Genomic DNA, 15513 nt, shown 5'->3' with positions numbered 1-15513 from the left:
GGCGCATTAGCGCCGTTTTTTTTATTCCCGCCACGGCATAATCGGTACCGCGCTGATGGCGTTTTTCGGTGATCCCTCCACCACTTTGTCAGAATAGGCCAGGTAAGCCAGCGTATTGCGTTTGGCATCGTAGAAGCGCACAACCTGCAGCTTTTTAAACACCAGCGAGGTCCGTTTCTGGAACACCACGTCGCCCTGTGCTTTGCCGTTTTTAATTTTATCGCTCAGTTCAACCGGACCTACCTGCTGACAGGAGATCGCCGCGTCGGAGGTATCTTCCGCCAGCCCCAGGCCGCCCTTAATCCCGCCCGTTTTCGCGCGGCTGACATAGCAGGTGACGTTTTTCACGTCCGGATCGTCAAACGCCTCCACCACGATTTTGTGGTCAGGACCAAACATTTTAAACACGGTATCGACAGAACCAATCTGTTCAGCCTGCGCGGCGCGCCCGACCATCAGCATCAATGCGGTGAAGATCAAAGTCTTGTATTTCATATTGTTACCATTCTTAAAAATTACGCTGAGCGATTATTCAACACTTTAGACAAAAATGTAGCAAGATCACAGGATTAGAATATATTTGCCCATAATGTGCGCCAAAAAGCATGAATGCGCAAAAAAAACACTGAATGCTAAAACATCAAAAAATGCTATTATCCGCTAACCTGTTATCAGGCACCTGCTGTTTTAAGGATGAGGATAGTATATGGATCAGGCTGGAATTATTCGCGACCTGCTCACCTGGCTGGAAGGTCACCTCGACCAGCCTTTGTCACTGGACAATGTGGCGGCTAAAGCAGGCTATTCCAAGTGGCATCTGCAAAGGATGTTCAAGGATGTCACCGGTCATGCTATCGGGGCCTATATACGCGCACGTCGTCTGTCAAAATCTGCTGTGGCATTGCGCCTGACCGCGCGCCCGATCCTGGATATTGCCCTGCAGTATCGTTTCGATTCGCAGCAGACCTTCACCCGCGCCTTTAAAAAACAGTTCTCGTTGACGCCAGCGCTTTATCGTCGCTCGCCTGACTGGAGCTCGTTTGGTATGCGTCCGCCGCTGCGTCTGGGCGAGTTCGCGATGCCGAAATACGAAATCGTCACGCTGCCTGAAACCCATCTGATCGGGACAACGCAGAGTTACTCGTGCTCCCTTGAGCAGATTTCTGAGTTCCGTCATCAGATGCGCGTCCAGTTCTGGCGCGACTTCCTGAGCCACGCGCCGGCGATCCCGCCGATTCTGTATGGTCTCAACGAAACGCACCCAAGCCAGGAAAAGGATGACGAGCAGGAGGTGTTCTACACCACCGCGCTAACGCCAGACATGGCTAATGGCTATATTCAGGGTTCAAAGCCTGTGATGCTGGAAGGTGGCGAGTACGTGATGTTCGCCTATGAAGGGCTGGGAACGGGTGTTCAGGAGTTCATCCTGACCGTTTACGGGACCTGCATGCCAATGCTGAATCTGAATCGCCGTAAGGGTCAGGACATTGAGCGCTACTACCCGGCGCAGGACGCTAAACCGGAAGAAGGCCCAATTAATCTGCGTATGGAATTCCTGATTCCAATACGTCGTTAACGCTGCAGTTCATCGAGCGCAGGGGCATCAAGATGTGAAATGTCCCCTGCCATCTCCACCACCCAGCCTGACGCCAGCCACGCGCTTTCCTGATAATCAATCCGGGAAATGGAGCAGTTACGCAGACGCAAACGGCGCTCAGCATAAGCGGGTAATCCGAGGATCGTGCTCACCAGGCAACCCAACGCAATCCCGTGACTTACCAGCAGCGGACGGCTTCCCGCCGGCAGCTTCAGGCATTCCGCCAGTGCGGCATGCATACGTACGCTGAGCTCCTGCATGGATTCACCTTCAGGGATACGGCCATCTTCGGTACCGTTCACCAGCGTGCGACGCCAGCCCTCTTCCGTTTCAGTCAGCGTATCGATATGACGTTTTTCCAGCACGCCCATATCCAGCTCGCGCAGACGCGGCTCAAGCATAACATCACAGCCGCAGGCGTCCGCGATGATACGCGCCGTCTGCTGTGTGCGACCTAAGTCGCTGGTGATGACGTGGGTAATGCCCAGCGTTCTGGCACGCTCTGCCACCTGCCACGCTTGCTGCACCCCCTTCTCAGTGAGAGGACTGTCTGACTGGCCTTGAATACGTCGCTCGGCGTTCCACTGCGTTTCACCGTGGCGAACAAGGTATACCTGTAACATGCTTTTTTTCCGTTATACTGCGATGAGTTTTTTTTGAATCGAGCTTAATTATGCACCATGTTGTCTCTGCTACCACTAATCCTGCCAAAATTCAGGCAATTCTAAGGGCATTTGAAGAGATCTTCGGCGCAGGATCCTGCCATATTGAAGCCATCGGCGTCGAGAGTGGTGTTCCTGAACAGCCGTTTGGCAGCGAGGAAACGCGCGCTGGCGCACGAAATCGCGTGGCAAATGCCAGAGCTGCAGCACCGGACGCTGACTTTTGGGTCGCCATTGAAGCCGGTATCGATGAAGGCGCAACCTTTAGCTGGGTGGTGATTGAAAGCCGTGAACAGCGCGGTGAAGCACGTTCGGCCACCCTGCCGCTGCCGGCGATCATTCTGGAAAAAGTGCGTGCGGGTGAAGCGCTCGGGCCGGTGATGTCGCAGTACACCGGCATTGACGAAATTGGCCGTAAAGAAGGGGCGATTGGCGTCTTTACCGCCGGCGCGCTGACGCGTTCAGGCGTTTACCACCAGGCGGTTATCCTGGCGTTAAGCCCGTTCCACAACGCGATTTATCGCTAGGCATTTTTCAACAACACCGCTTCCAGCCACTGGCGCAGCTCAACCGGGGCCGACTTCAGGCTGTTCGAGCCGCGGGTAATCGTTGCGATGCCCGCGCCGAGCTCATTTTTGAGCTCGCGCTGGCTCATCTCACCGCGCAACAACTCTTCAATGATCCGCACGCGCGTGCCCAGCGCCTCGCGCTCGTCCGGCGTGAGCATCAGCTGCATCAGGGGTAAATGCAGATCCTGATCGTATGACTGGCGAAGCAACTCCACAAAACGAAGCCACTCCTGGTGACGTTGTTCGGCCATTGCCGAGGAATACGGGGAATGCGGGGTCATGTTATGCTGCCTCTTGTACTCATTAGCGAGTACAGCATAACACAACCCACGCCGATCAGTAACGTCTCTGCCACTCGGCATCGCTCATCAGGGTATCTTTCTGCCCCATGAAGTAGCGATAGTAGGCATCATACGCCAGCACGTTTTTCACGTATCCGCGGGTTTCCGAGAACGGAATACTCTCGACAAACGCCACGGCGTCGATGCGTCCGGCGCTGTTGCCAAGCCAGGTACGCACGCGACCTGGCCCCGCGTTGTAGGCCGCCGAAGAGAAGATGCGGTTATTGCCGAACTGCTGATACACGTACTGGAGATAGCTGGTACCGATGTTAATGTTGGTATCCGGATCCAGCAGCTGTGACGGGCTGCTGTACCCTGGAATATTAAACATCTTCACCGTATGCGTCGCCGTACCCGGCATGATCTGCATCAGGCCACTGGCCCCTACCGGGGAACGGACTTTCGGGTTCCACGCGCTCTCCTGACGGGCAATCGCCATCGCGTAACTTTGCGGGATATCTTTACCGCGGGTGTAGCGTTCGAAAAGATCGTTATAAGCCAGCGGGAAACGCTCTTCGAGATGATCCCACAGCTTACCGGCGATCGTCGCCTGCACGCTCAGATCCCACCAGTGATTATCAAAGGCATAGCGGGCAAGCTGGGCTTTTTCGTCGGTAGTGCGGCTGGTCACCAGATTCGCCCACTCGCTGCGCGCGGTATTGTCCATGTTCCAGTACATCAACTCGCGCACGCGCGCCATTTCCGGCCCCTGCGTCAGTGCCGGGTTAGCATTCGCGGGCGCTTTATCAATGCGGAAGGTGTACTCCTCGCCCAGACGCTGTGCGGCCGCCATCGGGTAGAACCCGCGCTGCTGCATCAACGCATGGAGGATCTCTTTGGCTTCATCATCACGACCGCGCTCCATTAGCAGATCGGCCTGCCAGTAACGCCATTCGTCCTTCTCTTTCGCTTCCATAGGCAAACGCGCCAGCCAGGTATTCAGCCCCCGGCGATCGCCCGTCCCCAGCGCCATTCGCACACGACGTTCCACCAGCGAGGTGGAGTTTGAGCGCATAATCGCATCGTCTCGCCAGCGCGCCTGTTCGTCGGTCACATCCGTGCCCATCAGTCGCCACGCCACGATGTCGCGCAACTCCTGGGTTTGGTCTTCATTGAGCTGCTGCGCCTGCACCAGCTGCGGGATCATCAGCCGCGCGTTTTCCACATCGTCACGCGCTACGCTGGCAAAGGCTACCGCCGCCATCTGGCGGGTAAAATCAGTCGCCCCCGTACTGCGCGCAAAGGTCAGGACGCTGTTGGGATCGTTTGCCAGTGCAATAACTGCCGAGGAGATCGTCTGGTAATCAGACGGCATCTGTCCCGCCAGCGCGGTCACCAGACGCGTGTTTCCGGCTTTCATCGCCAGACGGATGCGCTCAAGGTAGGCCAGCGGGTCCTGCTTGCCGGAGGCGCGCCATGCGCCAAACAGCGAATCGCAGGCGTTTGGCTGGCTTTTTCCGGTCAGCCACAGCTCTTTCGCCCCAGCCCAGGCCTCCTCTTGCTGACCGGTGGCCCATTTCGCATAGTAGTAGTTACACTGGGCTTCGGTGGTATTCGGCTTATCAGGACTGAACGCCAGCAGGCCACGCCAGTCTTCACGGCGCGCCAGTTCGTTCACAAAGCGAGACTGCAGAGTCCGCGCCGGCGGCAGGGTCGGGTTCGCCTGAATGAAATTATTCACGGTGACGGTCGGTTGATTCATGAGATCGTCCGTGATCTGACGATACTCCAGATACGGATACAGCGGATAATCCTTCAGCGTCGGCATCAGCGCCTGCACGGTTTCCATCTGCTTGTTGTCCCACGCCTGTTTAATCTGGGCGTAGCGGTTACGTTGTTCATCCAGTGAATCGGCATGCACCGCCTGGCTTACCGCCATTACGCATACGCTGGCAGCCAGCAGACGCCAGACCACCCGTTTGGCTTTTTCCACAAGCTCTTCCTCATTGTTTTTTCGTCAATTGCAGCGTCTTGCCACGTCAAAGTCTAATCAACTTATGCTAACCAGGCATCCTGCAACGCGCCACGTCATGGACACTTTTTTACCTTTCTTGCGCGTTTTAACACTCCCGACGTTCCTGGCTGGGATTAGGACGGGAAAAAGGCTACACTTCGAGGCTGAATTCCATTCTCATTACGATAAAAGAGGCGAAGTCCAACGTGGCTCAATTCGTTTATACCATGCATCGTGTCGGCAAAGTGGTTCCGCCGAAACGTCATATTCTTAAAAATATCTCGCTGAGCTTCTTCCCGGGCGCAAAAATTGGTGTTCTGGGTCTCAACGGTGCCGGTAAGTCCACCCTGCTGCGCATCATGGCCGGCATCGATACAGACATCGAAGGTGAAGCCCGTCCGCAGCCTGGCATTAAAATTGGTTACCTGCCGCAGGAACCTCAGTTGAACCCGGAACACACCGTCCGTGAGTCCGTCGAAGAAGCCGTTGCTGAAGTCGTCAACGCGCTGAAGGGCCTGGATGAAGTGTATGCCAAATACGCCGAGCCGGATGCGGACTTCGATAAACTGGCCGCACAGCAAGGCAAGTTTGAAGAGATCATCCAGGCGCATGACGGCCACAACCTGAACGTGCAGCTGGAGCGCGCCGCTGACGCTCTGCGTCTGCCGGACTGGGATGCGAAAATTGCAAACCTCTCCGGTGGTGAACGCCGCCGCGTGGCGCTGTGCCGCCTGCTGCTGGAAAAACCAGACATGCTGCTGCTCGACGAACCAACTAACCACCTGGATGCGGAATCCGTAGCGTGGCTGGAACGCTTCCTGCACGACTTCGAAGGCACCGTGGTGGCGATTACCCACGACCGTTACTTCCTCGACAACGTTGCCGGCTGGATCCTGGAGCTGGACCGCGGTGAAGGTATTCCATGGGAAGGCAACTACTCTTCCTGGCTGGAGCAGAAAGATCAGCGTCTGGCGCAGGAAGCGTCTCAGGAAGCGGCGCGTCGTAAGTCTATCGAGAAAGAGCTGGAGTGGGTACGTCAGGGTACGAAAGGCCGTCAGTCCAAGGGCAAAGCCCGTCTGGCACGCTTTGAAGAGCTTAACAATACCGAATACCAGAAACGTAACGAAACCAACGAACTGTTTATTCCACCTGGAGCACGTCTGGGGGATAAAGTGGTTGAAGTGACCAACCTGCGTAAGTCCTACGGCGACCGTGTGCTGATCGACGATCTCTCCTTCTCCGTACCGAAAGGGGCTATCGTTGGGATCATCGGTCCGAACGGCGCGGGTAAATCGACCCTGTTCCGCATGATGTCCGGTCAGGAACAGCCTGACAGCGGTTCTATCACCCTGGGTGAAACCGTGAAGCTGGCGTCTGTTGATCAGTTCCGTGACGCGATGGATAACAGCAAAACCGTGTGGGAAGAAGTTTCCGGCGGTCTGGATATCATGCGTATCGGCAACACCGAGATGCCAAGCCGCGCCTACGTTGGCCGCTTTAACTTCAAAGGCACCGACCAGGGCAAACGCGTAGGCGAGCTGTCCGGCGGTGAGCGCGGTCGTCTGCACCTGGCGAAGCTGCTGCAGGTGGGCGGTAACGTACTGCTGCTCGATGAACCAACCAACGACCTGGACATCGAAACCCTGCGCGCGCTGGAAAACGCCCTGCTGGAGTTCCCGGGCTGCGCGATGGTTATCTCGCACGACCGTTGGTTCCTTGACCGTATCGCGACCCACATTCTGGACTACCAGGATGAAGGTAAAGTGGAGTTCTTCGAAGGTAACTTCACCGAATACGAAGAGTACAAGAAACGCACGCTGGGCGCAGACGCGCTGGAGCCGAAGCGTATTAAGTACAAGCGTATTGCTAAGTAAGTGCCCAAAAAGCCGGGTGGCGCTCACGCTTACCCGGCCTACGGTTCTGCGCTGTTTGTAGGCCGGGTAAGGCGAAGCCGCCACCCGGCTTTTTTATTTGCCCACGTAATACCGCTTCACCTCATCAAACTGCATTGCAAAGTCGATATAGCTCATCAGCGCAGGCGAGTTGAGCTTACGGCTCGGGTAGGCCAGCCACAGGTCGTTTCCTTCGACGCGCCATTCCGGCAGCACCTGCACCAGTGCCCCTTTCTCGATCTTATCTTCCAGCAAAAAGGCCGGAAGCAGCGTGATCCCCGCACCGGCAATCGCACACTCGCGGGCGTATACCAGATTATCGGTCATGTGCGCGTTATCCGGCAGATAGCGGTAATCTTCGCCTGCGCTTTGCAGCAGCCACTCAGACCAGGCTTTGTGGGTAATACAGCGGTGCTCCACCAGCTGGCGAGGATGCGTCAGCGGCTCCCGACGCGCCAGGTACGCCGGTGAGGCCATCATATAGCGCGGGCAGTGTCCGATCATCCGGCCTATCAGAGAGGAGTCCTGCGGCTTACCTGTTCGCAGTGCCACGTCAAAGCCTGACTCGACCAGGTCCAGCACGTCGTCAGAAATGGAAACATCGAGCGAAACGTCAGGATAGCGGAGCTGAAACTCGGCGTTCATATGCGCCAGTAATGTCGCACCAATCCCTGCCGGGCAGGTGATGCGAAGCCGCCCGCTTGGGTTTTCGCGCAGGCGCTGAATGGCGTACTCCGCCCGCTCGCTGGCCGCCAGCATCTCCCGGCAGTGGACAAGATAGTGTTCACCCGCAAACGTCAGATTCAGCCGGCGCGTGGTGCGGTTAAGCAGGCGGATCCCCACCTGCTGTTCAAGCTGGCTGATGCGCTGGCTCACGCTGGATTTCGGCAGGCCGGCTTTCTGCGCTGCGGCAGTGAAGCTACCCATCTCAGCCACCAGCGCAAACAGCGCCATATCCTGCAGCTGTTTAAACATGATTGTTCATCCTGTACGAACGCTGAGTTCTTGATTGTCCATCTTATCACGCGTATGGCCACTTAATAGACTAGTCTCAACAAAACGTATTCCATTGAGGAGCACACCATGTCAGTCAAAGCCATTGCCGTTAACCCAGAAAATCCTTCCACTTTCATTGAAATTACTTCGCCAATGCCGCAGCCCGGCGAGCACGATCTGCTGGTGGAGGTGAAAGCCGTCTCCGTTAACCCGGTGGACACCAAGGTGCATGCAAGCCTGACCCAAAACGGGCTGAATGCGCCGCGCGTACTCGGATGGGATGCCAGCGGGATCGTCAAAGCCGTTGGGGCGGGCGTCACCGGATTCAAACCGGGGGATGAAGTGTGGTACGCAGGCGACATCACCCGTCCGGGCAGCAACACCACCCATCAGTTGATTGACGCGCGCATTGTCGGGCACAAACCCTCAAGCCTCGGCTGGGCGGCTGCCGCTGCTCTCCCGTTGACCGCACTCACCGCGTGGGAAGGCTTGTTTGAAAGGCTGAACATTCAGGATGCTGACGCAGACAAAACGCTGCTGATCATCGGCGGTGCGGGTGGGGTGGGATCGCTGGCGATCCCCTTTGCGAAGCACAACAGCAAGGTGAAGATCATTGCCACGGCTTCACGAGACGACTCCGCCCGGTGGTGTCGCGATCGCGGTGCAGATGTGGTGGTGAACTACCACGACCTGAAAGGCGAGCTGGCGAAACAGGGACTCACCTTTGTGGATTACATTTTCATCCTCAACGACACCGACGGACACTGGGATGCGGTCAGTGATCTGATTGCGCCTCAGGGGCATATCTGTTCCATCGTTGAGAACGCGCATCCGCTGAACCAGGACAAGCTGAAATCGAAATCCGCCGCCCTGCACTGGGAATTTATGTACACCCGCAGCATGTACCAGACCGCTGATATGGCGCGTCAGGGTGAAATCTTAAATGAGGTGGCGAAGCTCGTGGATACCGGCGTGGTAGAAAGTTCGCTGAGTGAAACGCTGCACGGGCTGAGCGTGGAAAGCATTACCGAGGCGCACCGTAAAGTGCTGGACGGGCATATGCGCGGGAAAGTGGTGGTTGAGTTCTGAGTGGTTTGATGCCCTCACCCCGGCCCTCTCCCACAGGGAGAGGGAGGTTAACGCTTATCCCTGCTCCCCCATCATCTCCCTCACCAGCTCGACGCAGCGCAGGAAACGGGAGTCGTAATCCGACTCTTCCACATGCACAAACTCCACGTTGTTTTCCCTGAGCATATCCACCAGCATGGTCTGGAACTCACGCCTGTCCACGGAGCTGCCAAGGCTACGCATGCCGTCAGCCACCCACGGGGTGTTGTTTTCCAGCAGGATCACCAGGTCAAAGCGGTATTCATCAATCAGCGCCTGCACGAACGGGTGTTCGCGCCCTTCGTACTTTTTACAGAACGCCTGCGTGGTCACGAAATCGGTATCGATAAACGCCACCTTGTTGGCGTATTTCACCGCGAAATCAATGTACTGGGCATGCCCAAGCGCGATTTTATCGTAGTCGGAATACTGCAGGGCCATCTCATCGCCGCCCAGATGGGAGAAGACATAATCGCGTCCGTACTCCCAGGCGCTGGTGGTGTTGAAGATATTCGCCAGCTTGTTGACCAGCGTTGATTTCCCGCTCGACTCGCCGCCCAGGATCGCGACGGTGCGCACAAAGAACGGCTTCACCTCAGTCGGGATGTAATCCCAGTAGCGGAACGGGTTTTCGCGGATCTGCGCCCCGCTGATGTTCATAAAGGTGCGCTTCGGATCGATAAGCACCGTTTCAATGCCCAGATGCTCGCGGAACTGCGGCGCGTCGGACGCTTCAGAGGTGTAGATCCAGTTCGGGGCAATGCCCTTCTCTTCCATAAACGCCTTGATGCCGTTGCTCCACACATCCCAGCCGTGCGGATAGGGCTCCATGCCCTCTTCATTAAAAGCATGAATGCGAATATTTTTCTGATACTTGAAGGTCTGAAGCAGCCAGCGCAGGCGGTCCGGCACGGTCGGCTGCTGCGACATGGCGCTGTCCTCAAACAGCTGGCGATCGCGGGTTTCGTCGTACCCCATGATGATATGCAGTTCATCCACCTGACTACAGGCGCGCTGGATCAGATAGATATGCCCGGTATGCAGCGGGTAAAACTTGCCAAACACCACGCCGATGTTCTTTTGCATACGCGGAAATTCAAGCCCCAGAAAGCGGTGCAGCGCTTCCAGCTTCTGCGCGCTGGGGCTTTTGATTTTGGCGTTCAGCAGCTGGCTAAGGTAGCCTTTGGTCATACCGCTGGCGTCCGCCACCTGCTGCAGCGTGCAGCCCTTCTGACGGATTGCGGTTTTGATGTAGTCAAATGATGACATAAATTACGGTGCCTCCTGCAAAATCGAATACGTAATTATAAGTCGTCAAAGACATTTAACGCATCTGCGAGTTTTTTCACGCCAAATACCTGCATCCCTTCCGGGATTTTTTTCGGCACGTTAGCGGCCGGAACGATCGCCCGGCGGAAACCGTGTTTTGCCGCCTCGGAGATACGCTCTTGCCCGCTGGGCACCGGACGGATTTCCCCGGCGAGGCCCACTTCGCCGAAGACGACCAGATCCTGCGGCAACGGTCGGTCGCGCAGGCTGGAGACCATCGCCAGCAGCAGCGCCAGGTCCGCGCTGGTCTCAGTGACTTTGACGCCGCCGACCACGTTAACGAAAACGTCCTGATCCGCCATCTGCAGCCCGCCATGACGGTGCAGCACCGCCAGCAGGATCGCCAGACGGTTCTGTTCCAGACCGACCGCCACGCGCCGCGGGTTGCCCATCATCGAGTGATCGACCAGCGCCTGAATTTCGACGAGCAGCGGGCGCGTCCCTTCCCACAGCACCATCACCGAACTGCCGGAGGTGATTTCATCGCCACGACTGAGGAAAATGGCCGACGGGTTGCTGACTTCACGCAGCCCCTGTTCGGTCATGGCAAACACGCCCAGTTCGTTCACCGCCCCAAAGCGGTTTTTGTGGCTGCGCAGGGTACGGAAACGGGAGTCCGCGTCGCCGTCGAGCATTACGGAGCAGTCGATACAGTGTTCGAGCACTTTTGGCCCCGCCAGCGAGCCGTCTTTCGTGACGTGGCCGACCATCACAATTGCCACACCGCGCGTTTTGGCAAAGCGCGTCAGGTAGGCCGCCGTTTCACGCACCTGCGCCACGCTGCCCGGCGAGGACTGAATGTCCGCCATATGCATCACCTGGATGGAGTCGATCACCATCAGCTTCGGCTGCTCTTCTTCGGCGATCATACAGATCTGCTCGATGCTGGTTTCTGACAGCATGTTCAGGTTGCCCGTGGGCAGACCCAGACGGTGCGCGCGCATCGCCACCTGCTGCAGCGACTCTTCGCCCGTGGCGTACAGGGTTTTCATCTGTTCGGCGAGCTTGCAGAGCGTTTGCAGCAGCAGGGTCGATTTACCCGCGCCAGGGTTACCGCCGATAAGAATGGCGCTGCCCGGCACCACGCCGCCGCCGAGCACGCGGTCAAACTCTTTGAAGCCGGTGGAGAAGCGCGGCAACGCTTCAAGACTGATGTCCGAAAGCTTTTGTACTTTCGCCACACCGGCATTACCCGCATAGCCGCTCAGGCGTTCGTTGCGCGCCACGCTCGGCGAAGCCGCCACACCACGCACTTCGGTGATGGTGTTCCAGGCATGACAGGCGCTGCATTGCCCCTGCCAGCGCGGATAATCCGCACCACATTCATTACAGACAAATGCGCGTTTTGGAGCTTTCGCCACGGTTTACCTCGTTATTTCTGTGCGGCCTGCGTGCCGGGTGACGCTTACGCTTACCCGGCCTACAAAGCAGACCGTTATTTCTGATTAAGGCTGCCGGAGAGAATGCAGAACACCCCCATCAGGTCAGCATGACGGATAGTCACTTCCGTCTTTTCATTCACTTTTGGCTTGGCATGGTAGGCAATGCCAAGTCCGGCCGCTTTGATCATCGGCAGGTCGTTTGCGCCGTCCCCGATGGCGACGGTCTGCACGACCGGAATCTCATATTTTTCCGCCAGACGGGTCAGGGTGTTGGCTTTGTACTGGGCATCCACAATATCGCCGATCACCTGGCCGGTCAGTTTACCGTCCATGATCTCCAGCTCATTAGCCACCACGGTGGTCAGATGCAGTTTTTCCCGCAGATAATCTGCGAAGAAGGTGAAGCCCCCGGAGGCAATCGCCACTTTCCAGCCAAGGGACTGGAGCTTCAGCACCAGCTGCGTCAGCCCTGGCATCAGCGGCAGCACATCGCGCACCTGGCGCAGGATGTTGGCATCGGCCCCTTTCAGGGTCGCCACGCGCTGTCGCAGGCTGGCGGTGAAGTCCAGCTCACCGCGCATCGCACGCTCGGTCACTTCCGCTACCAGCTCACCGCTGCCCGCCAGTTTGGCGATCTCGTCGATACATTCGATCTGGATCGCCGTCGAGTCCATGTCCATCACCAGCAGACCCGGCGTCTTCAGGTGCGGAATTTTCCCCAGCGGGGCGACATCCAGCCCGGCGTCATGCGCCAGACGCGTTGCGCGCTGCGTCAGGGAGCCAGCCAGGCGAATAACCTGATAGTCTTCCACGCACCAGGCGGCGACGATAACCATCGCAGCGCCCAGCTTGCTTTGATACTGGGTCAGGCGTTGCTTATCCAGACCGCGTCCGTAGAGGAGCCAGCCGCTACGACCGGCGTGGTAATCCAGAGGCATCACCTCATCGCCACTTAAAGAGAGCGGCAATCCTGGCCATAAAGAGACATCCGTTGGCAGGTCACACCAGGTAATGTTCGGCATTAAAGCTCCTGTAATTTCGTTCGCGCCGGAAGGTTGCAGAGGGAAAATAACGCATGAGGCTACCCTGTAACCATCACTTCTGGCAACATTAAGCCGTAAATTTTCAGCAGGTGGAATATGGCTCGCGCAAAACTGAAATTCCGGCTCCATCGCGCCGTGATTGTCCTCTCCTGTCTCGCACTGTTAGTGGTGCTGATGCAAGGGGCGTCGTGGTTCAGCCAGAATCATCAACGGCAACGCAATCCGCAGTTTGAAGAGCTGGCCCGCACGCTGGCACGCCAGGTAACGTTTAATATTGCGCCGTCCATGCGTACCGAAACGCCGGACGAAAAACGTATAGGCCAGGTTTTACGTCTGCTGACGGAAAACAGCCGTATTCTGGATGCCGGTGTCTATGATGAGCAAGGCGACCTGATTGCCCGCGCGGGCGAACATGTCGACGTACGCGACAGGCTGGCGCTGGACGGTAAAAAAGCCGGCGGCTATTTCAACCAGCAGATTGTCGAACCCATTCAGGGAAAGAATGGTCCGCTGGGCTATCTGCGCCTGACCCTTGATACGCATACTTTGCCAACCGAAGCCAAGCAGGTCGATAACACCACCAACATTCTGCGCCTGATGCTGCTGCTTTCGCTCGCCATTGGCGTGGTTCTCGCACGCACCCTGCTTCGGGGCAAACGCTCGCGCTGGCAACAATCCCCGTTCCTGCTGACCGCCAGCAAATCCGTTCCAGAAGACGAAGAGAGCGAGAAGAAAGAATAGTGATAAAGTAGGCGGATGATTCGGAAAAGGAACTCTGCCATGACGACGTTACGCCTGCTTATCTCTGACTCTTACGATCCCTGGTTTAATCTCGCGGTTGAAGAGTGCATCTTCTGCCAGATGCCCGCTACCCAGCGCGTCCTGTTTCTCTGGCGCAACGCCGATACGGTGGTTATTGGCCGCGCGCAAAACCCGTGGAAAGAGTGCAACACGCGGCGTATGGAAGAGGACAATGTTCGTCTGGCGCGCCGCAGCAGCGGCGGTGGCGCGGTGTTTCACGATCTGGGCAATACCTGCTTTACCTTTATGGCGGGTAAACCGGAATACGACAAAACCATCTCAACGTCCATCGTCCTCAACGCGCTCAATGCGCTCGGCGTGACGGCGGAAGCTTCCGGACGTAACGATCTGGTGGTCAAAACGCCCGAGGGAGATCGCAAAGTATCCGGCTCTGCCTATCGCGAAACGATGGATCGCGGGTTCCACCACGGCACCCTTCTTCTTAACGCCGATCTCAGTCGGCTGGCGAACTACCTGAATCCCGACAAGAAAAAGCTGCAGGCGAAGGGAATTACCTCCGTGCGCGGCCGCGTGGCGAACCTGGTCGAGCTGCTGCCGGGCATTACCCATGAGCAAATCTGTGAGGCCGTGCGCGAGGCGTTCTTCGCGCATTACGGCGAGCGCGTGGAAGCTGAAGTCATTTCGCCGGATAAGACGCCGGACCTGCCAAATTTTGCAGAAACGTTTGCCCGCCAGAGCAGTTGGGAGTGGAACTTCGGCCAGGCACCGGCCTTCTCTCACCTGCTGGACGAGCGTTTTACGTGGGGCGGCGTGGAACTGCACTTTGACGTCGAGAAAGGGCATATCACCCGCACACAGGTGTTTACGGACAGTCTGAATCCGGCGCCGCTGGAAGCACTCGCAGCACGTTTACAGGGCTGTTTGTACCGGGCGGATATGCTGCAGCAGGAATGTGACGCGTTGATTGGGGATTTCCCGGAGCAGGAAAATGAGCTGCGGGAGTTGTCAGCGTGGATTGCACAGGCCGTGCGCTAGTAAAAAAGCCCGCTGGCGCTACGCTTAGCGGGCCTGGAAAACCGTAGGCCGGGTCAGGCGAAGCCGCCACCCGGCACAACAGCGCTTACTCTTTATCGCCCAGCAGAACAGATTCCAGCGCGATTTTGATCATATCGTTAAAGGTGGTCTGACGCTCGGCAGCGGTGGTCTGCTCGTGGGTACGGATGTGGTCAGACACGGTGCAGATGGTCAGCGCTTTCGCACCGAACTCAGCCGCGACGCCGTAGATGCCCGCCGCTTCCATTTCCACGCCCAGGATGCCGTATTTTTCCATCACGTCGAACATCTCGCCGCCGTCTGGTGCATAGAACAGGTCAGCGGAGAACAGGTTACCCACGCGCGCGTCCACGCCCAGTGCTTTTGCCGCGTCAACCGCGTTACGCACCATGCCGAAGTCGGCAATCGCCGCGAAGTCATGATCTTTAAAACGCATACGGTTAACTTTGGAATCGGTGCAGGCACCCATACCAATTACCACGTCACGCAGCTTAACGTCCATGCGCACCGCACCGCAGGAGCCGACGCGGATGATTTTCTTCACGCCGAAGTCGGTGATCAGCTCTTTGGTGTAGATAGAGCAGGACGGGATACCCATACCGTGGCCCATTACAGAGATTTTGCGGCCTTTGTAGGTCCCGGTGAAGCCCAGCATGCCGCGAACGTTGTTCACTTCACGCACGTCTTCGAGGAAAGTTTCTGCAATGTGCTTCGCGCGCAGCGGGTCGCCCGGCATCAATACGACGTCAGCGAAATCACCCATTTCTGCATTAATGTGAGGAGTTGCCATCTTCAGTTCCTTTTACATTGTTGTTTTTGCCGGGTG

The 15513-nt window shown here is 57.1% G+C and carries 15 protein-coding genes; 6 read left to right on the top strand and 9 right to left on the bottom strand.

Going from position 1 to position 15513, the window contains the following annotated elements; all coding sequences use genetic code 11:
• Window positions 1–21 precede the first annotated feature (21 nt).
• Window positions 22–495, bottom strand: a complete 474-nt coding sequence (gene creA, locus LDK53_RS11185) for a protein CreA (RefSeq protein WP_045284830.1) — start codon at window positions 493–495, stop codon at window positions 22–24.
• A gap of 211 nt (window positions 496–706) precedes the next feature.
• Here creA and robA point away from each other — a divergent pair, with 211 nt between their 5' ends.
• Complete coding sequence (robA, locus tag LDK53_RS11180; protein ID WP_225287226.1) at window positions 707–1576, top strand: MDR efflux pump AcrAB transcriptional activator RobA; 870 nt, start codon at window positions 707–709, stop codon at window positions 1574–1576.
• On the opposite strand, the gene gpmB is transcribed toward robA, so the two are convergent.
• A complete protein-coding gene (gene gpmB / locus LDK53_RS11175; protein WP_008502057.1) occupies window positions 1573–2220 on the bottom strand; it encodes a 2,3-diphosphoglycerate-dependent phosphoglycerate mutase GpmB in 648 nt (215 codons plus the stop codon). The two genes, robA and gpmB, sit on opposite strands and share 4 nt — an antisense overlap.
• A gap of 50 nt (window positions 2221–2270) precedes the next feature.
• Between gpmB and yjjX the strand changes: the two genes are divergently transcribed.
• Window positions 2271–2786, top strand: coding sequence for an inosine/xanthosine triphosphatase (gene yjjX / locus LDK53_RS11170; protein WP_025758050.1), 516 nt, complete (start codon window positions 2271–2273; stop codon window positions 2784–2786).
• On the opposite strand, the gene trpR is transcribed toward yjjX, so the two are convergent.
• Both trpR and sltY read right to left on the bottom strand, forming a co-directional pair.
• Window positions 2783–3109, bottom strand: a complete 327-nt coding sequence (gene trpR / locus LDK53_RS11165; protein WP_025758051.1) for a trp operon repressor — start codon at window positions 3107–3109, stop codon at window positions 2783–2785. The genes yjjX and trpR overlap by 4 nt on opposite strands.
• Before the next feature lie 55 nt (window positions 3110–3164).
• Entirely contained in the window at window positions 3165–5102 is a 1938-nt protein-coding gene (gene sltY, locus LDK53_RS11160) for a murein transglycosylase (RefSeq protein WP_225287225.1), read from the bottom strand.
• Between the two features lie 227 nt (window positions 5103–5329).
• Here sltY and ettA point away from each other — a divergent pair, with 227 nt between their 5' ends.
• Entirely contained in the window at window positions 5330–6997 is a 1668-nt protein-coding gene (gene ettA, locus LDK53_RS11155; RefSeq protein ID WP_025758053.1) for an energy-dependent translational throttle protein EttA, read from the top strand.
• Window positions 6998–7090: 93 nt separating this feature from the next.
• Here the strand turns inward: ettA and LDK53_RS11150 are convergent, their stop codons facing one another.
• Window positions 7091–7990, bottom strand: coding sequence for a LysR family transcriptional regulator (locus LDK53_RS11150; protein ID WP_225287224.1), 900 nt, complete (start codon window positions 7988–7990; stop codon window positions 7091–7093).
• Window positions 7991–8098: 108 nt separating this feature from the next.
• On the opposite strand from LDK53_RS11150, the gene LDK53_RS11145 reads away from it, so the two are divergent.
• Entirely contained in the window at window positions 8099–9100 is a 1002-nt protein-coding gene (locus LDK53_RS11145) for a zinc-binding alcohol dehydrogenase family protein (protein WP_225287223.1), read from the top strand.
• Between the two features lie 54 nt (window positions 9101–9154).
• On the opposite strand, the gene nadR is transcribed toward LDK53_RS11145, so the two are convergent.
• The 3 genes from nadR to serB all read right to left on the bottom strand — a co-directional run bounded on the left by nadR (window position 9155) and on the right by serB (window position 12851).
• A complete protein-coding gene (nadR, locus tag LDK53_RS11140) occupies window positions 9155–10387 on the bottom strand; it encodes a multifunctional transcriptional regulator/nicotinamide-nucleotide adenylyltransferase/ribosylnicotinamide kinase NadR (protein WP_025757503.1) in 1233 nt (410 codons plus the stop codon).
• 35 nt (window positions 10388–10422) lie between these two features.
• On the bottom strand, window positions 10423–11808 hold the full coding sequence (radA, locus tag LDK53_RS11135; protein ID WP_225287222.1) for a DNA repair protein RadA: 1386 nt from the start codon (window positions 11806–11808) through the stop codon (window positions 10423–10425).
• Between the two features lie 74 nt (window positions 11809–11882).
• Window positions 11883–12851, bottom strand: a complete 969-nt coding sequence (serB, locus tag LDK53_RS11130; protein WP_025757501.1) for a phosphoserine phosphatase — start codon at window positions 12849–12851, stop codon at window positions 11883–11885.
• A 117-nt stretch (window positions 12852–12968) separates the two neighbouring features.
• On the opposite strand from serB, the gene LDK53_RS11125 reads away from it, so the two are divergent.
• The gene (locus tag LDK53_RS11125) at window positions 12969–13613 is read left to right on the top strand and encodes a YtjB family periplasmic protein (RefSeq protein WP_025757499.1); all 645 of its coding nucleotides are present in this window, start codon (window positions 12969–12971) and stop codon (window positions 13611–13613) included.
• A gap of 39 nt (window positions 13614–13652) precedes the next feature.
• Window positions 13653–14669 (top strand): lipoate--protein ligase LplA, encoded by a 1017-nt coding sequence (lplA, locus tag LDK53_RS11120; protein ID WP_225287221.1) that lies wholly within the window; start codon window positions 13653–13655, stop codon window positions 14667–14669.
• Window positions 14670–14754: 85 nt separating this feature from the next.
• Here the strand turns inward: lplA and deoD are convergent, their stop codons facing one another.
• A complete protein-coding gene (gene deoD / locus LDK53_RS11115; RefSeq protein ID WP_013095492.1) occupies window positions 14755–15477 on the bottom strand; it encodes a purine-nucleoside phosphorylase in 723 nt (240 codons plus the stop codon).
• Window positions 15478–15513: the final 36 nt, after the last annotated feature.

Origin of the sequence: Enterobacter sp. K16B (genome assembly GCF_020216105.1) — a bacterium.
Classification (GTDB): domain Bacteria; phylum Pseudomonadota; class Gammaproteobacteria; order Enterobacterales; family Enterobacteriaceae; genus Enterobacter; species Enterobacter sichuanensis.
This window is presented reverse-complemented; position numbering and strand designations above follow the sequence as displayed.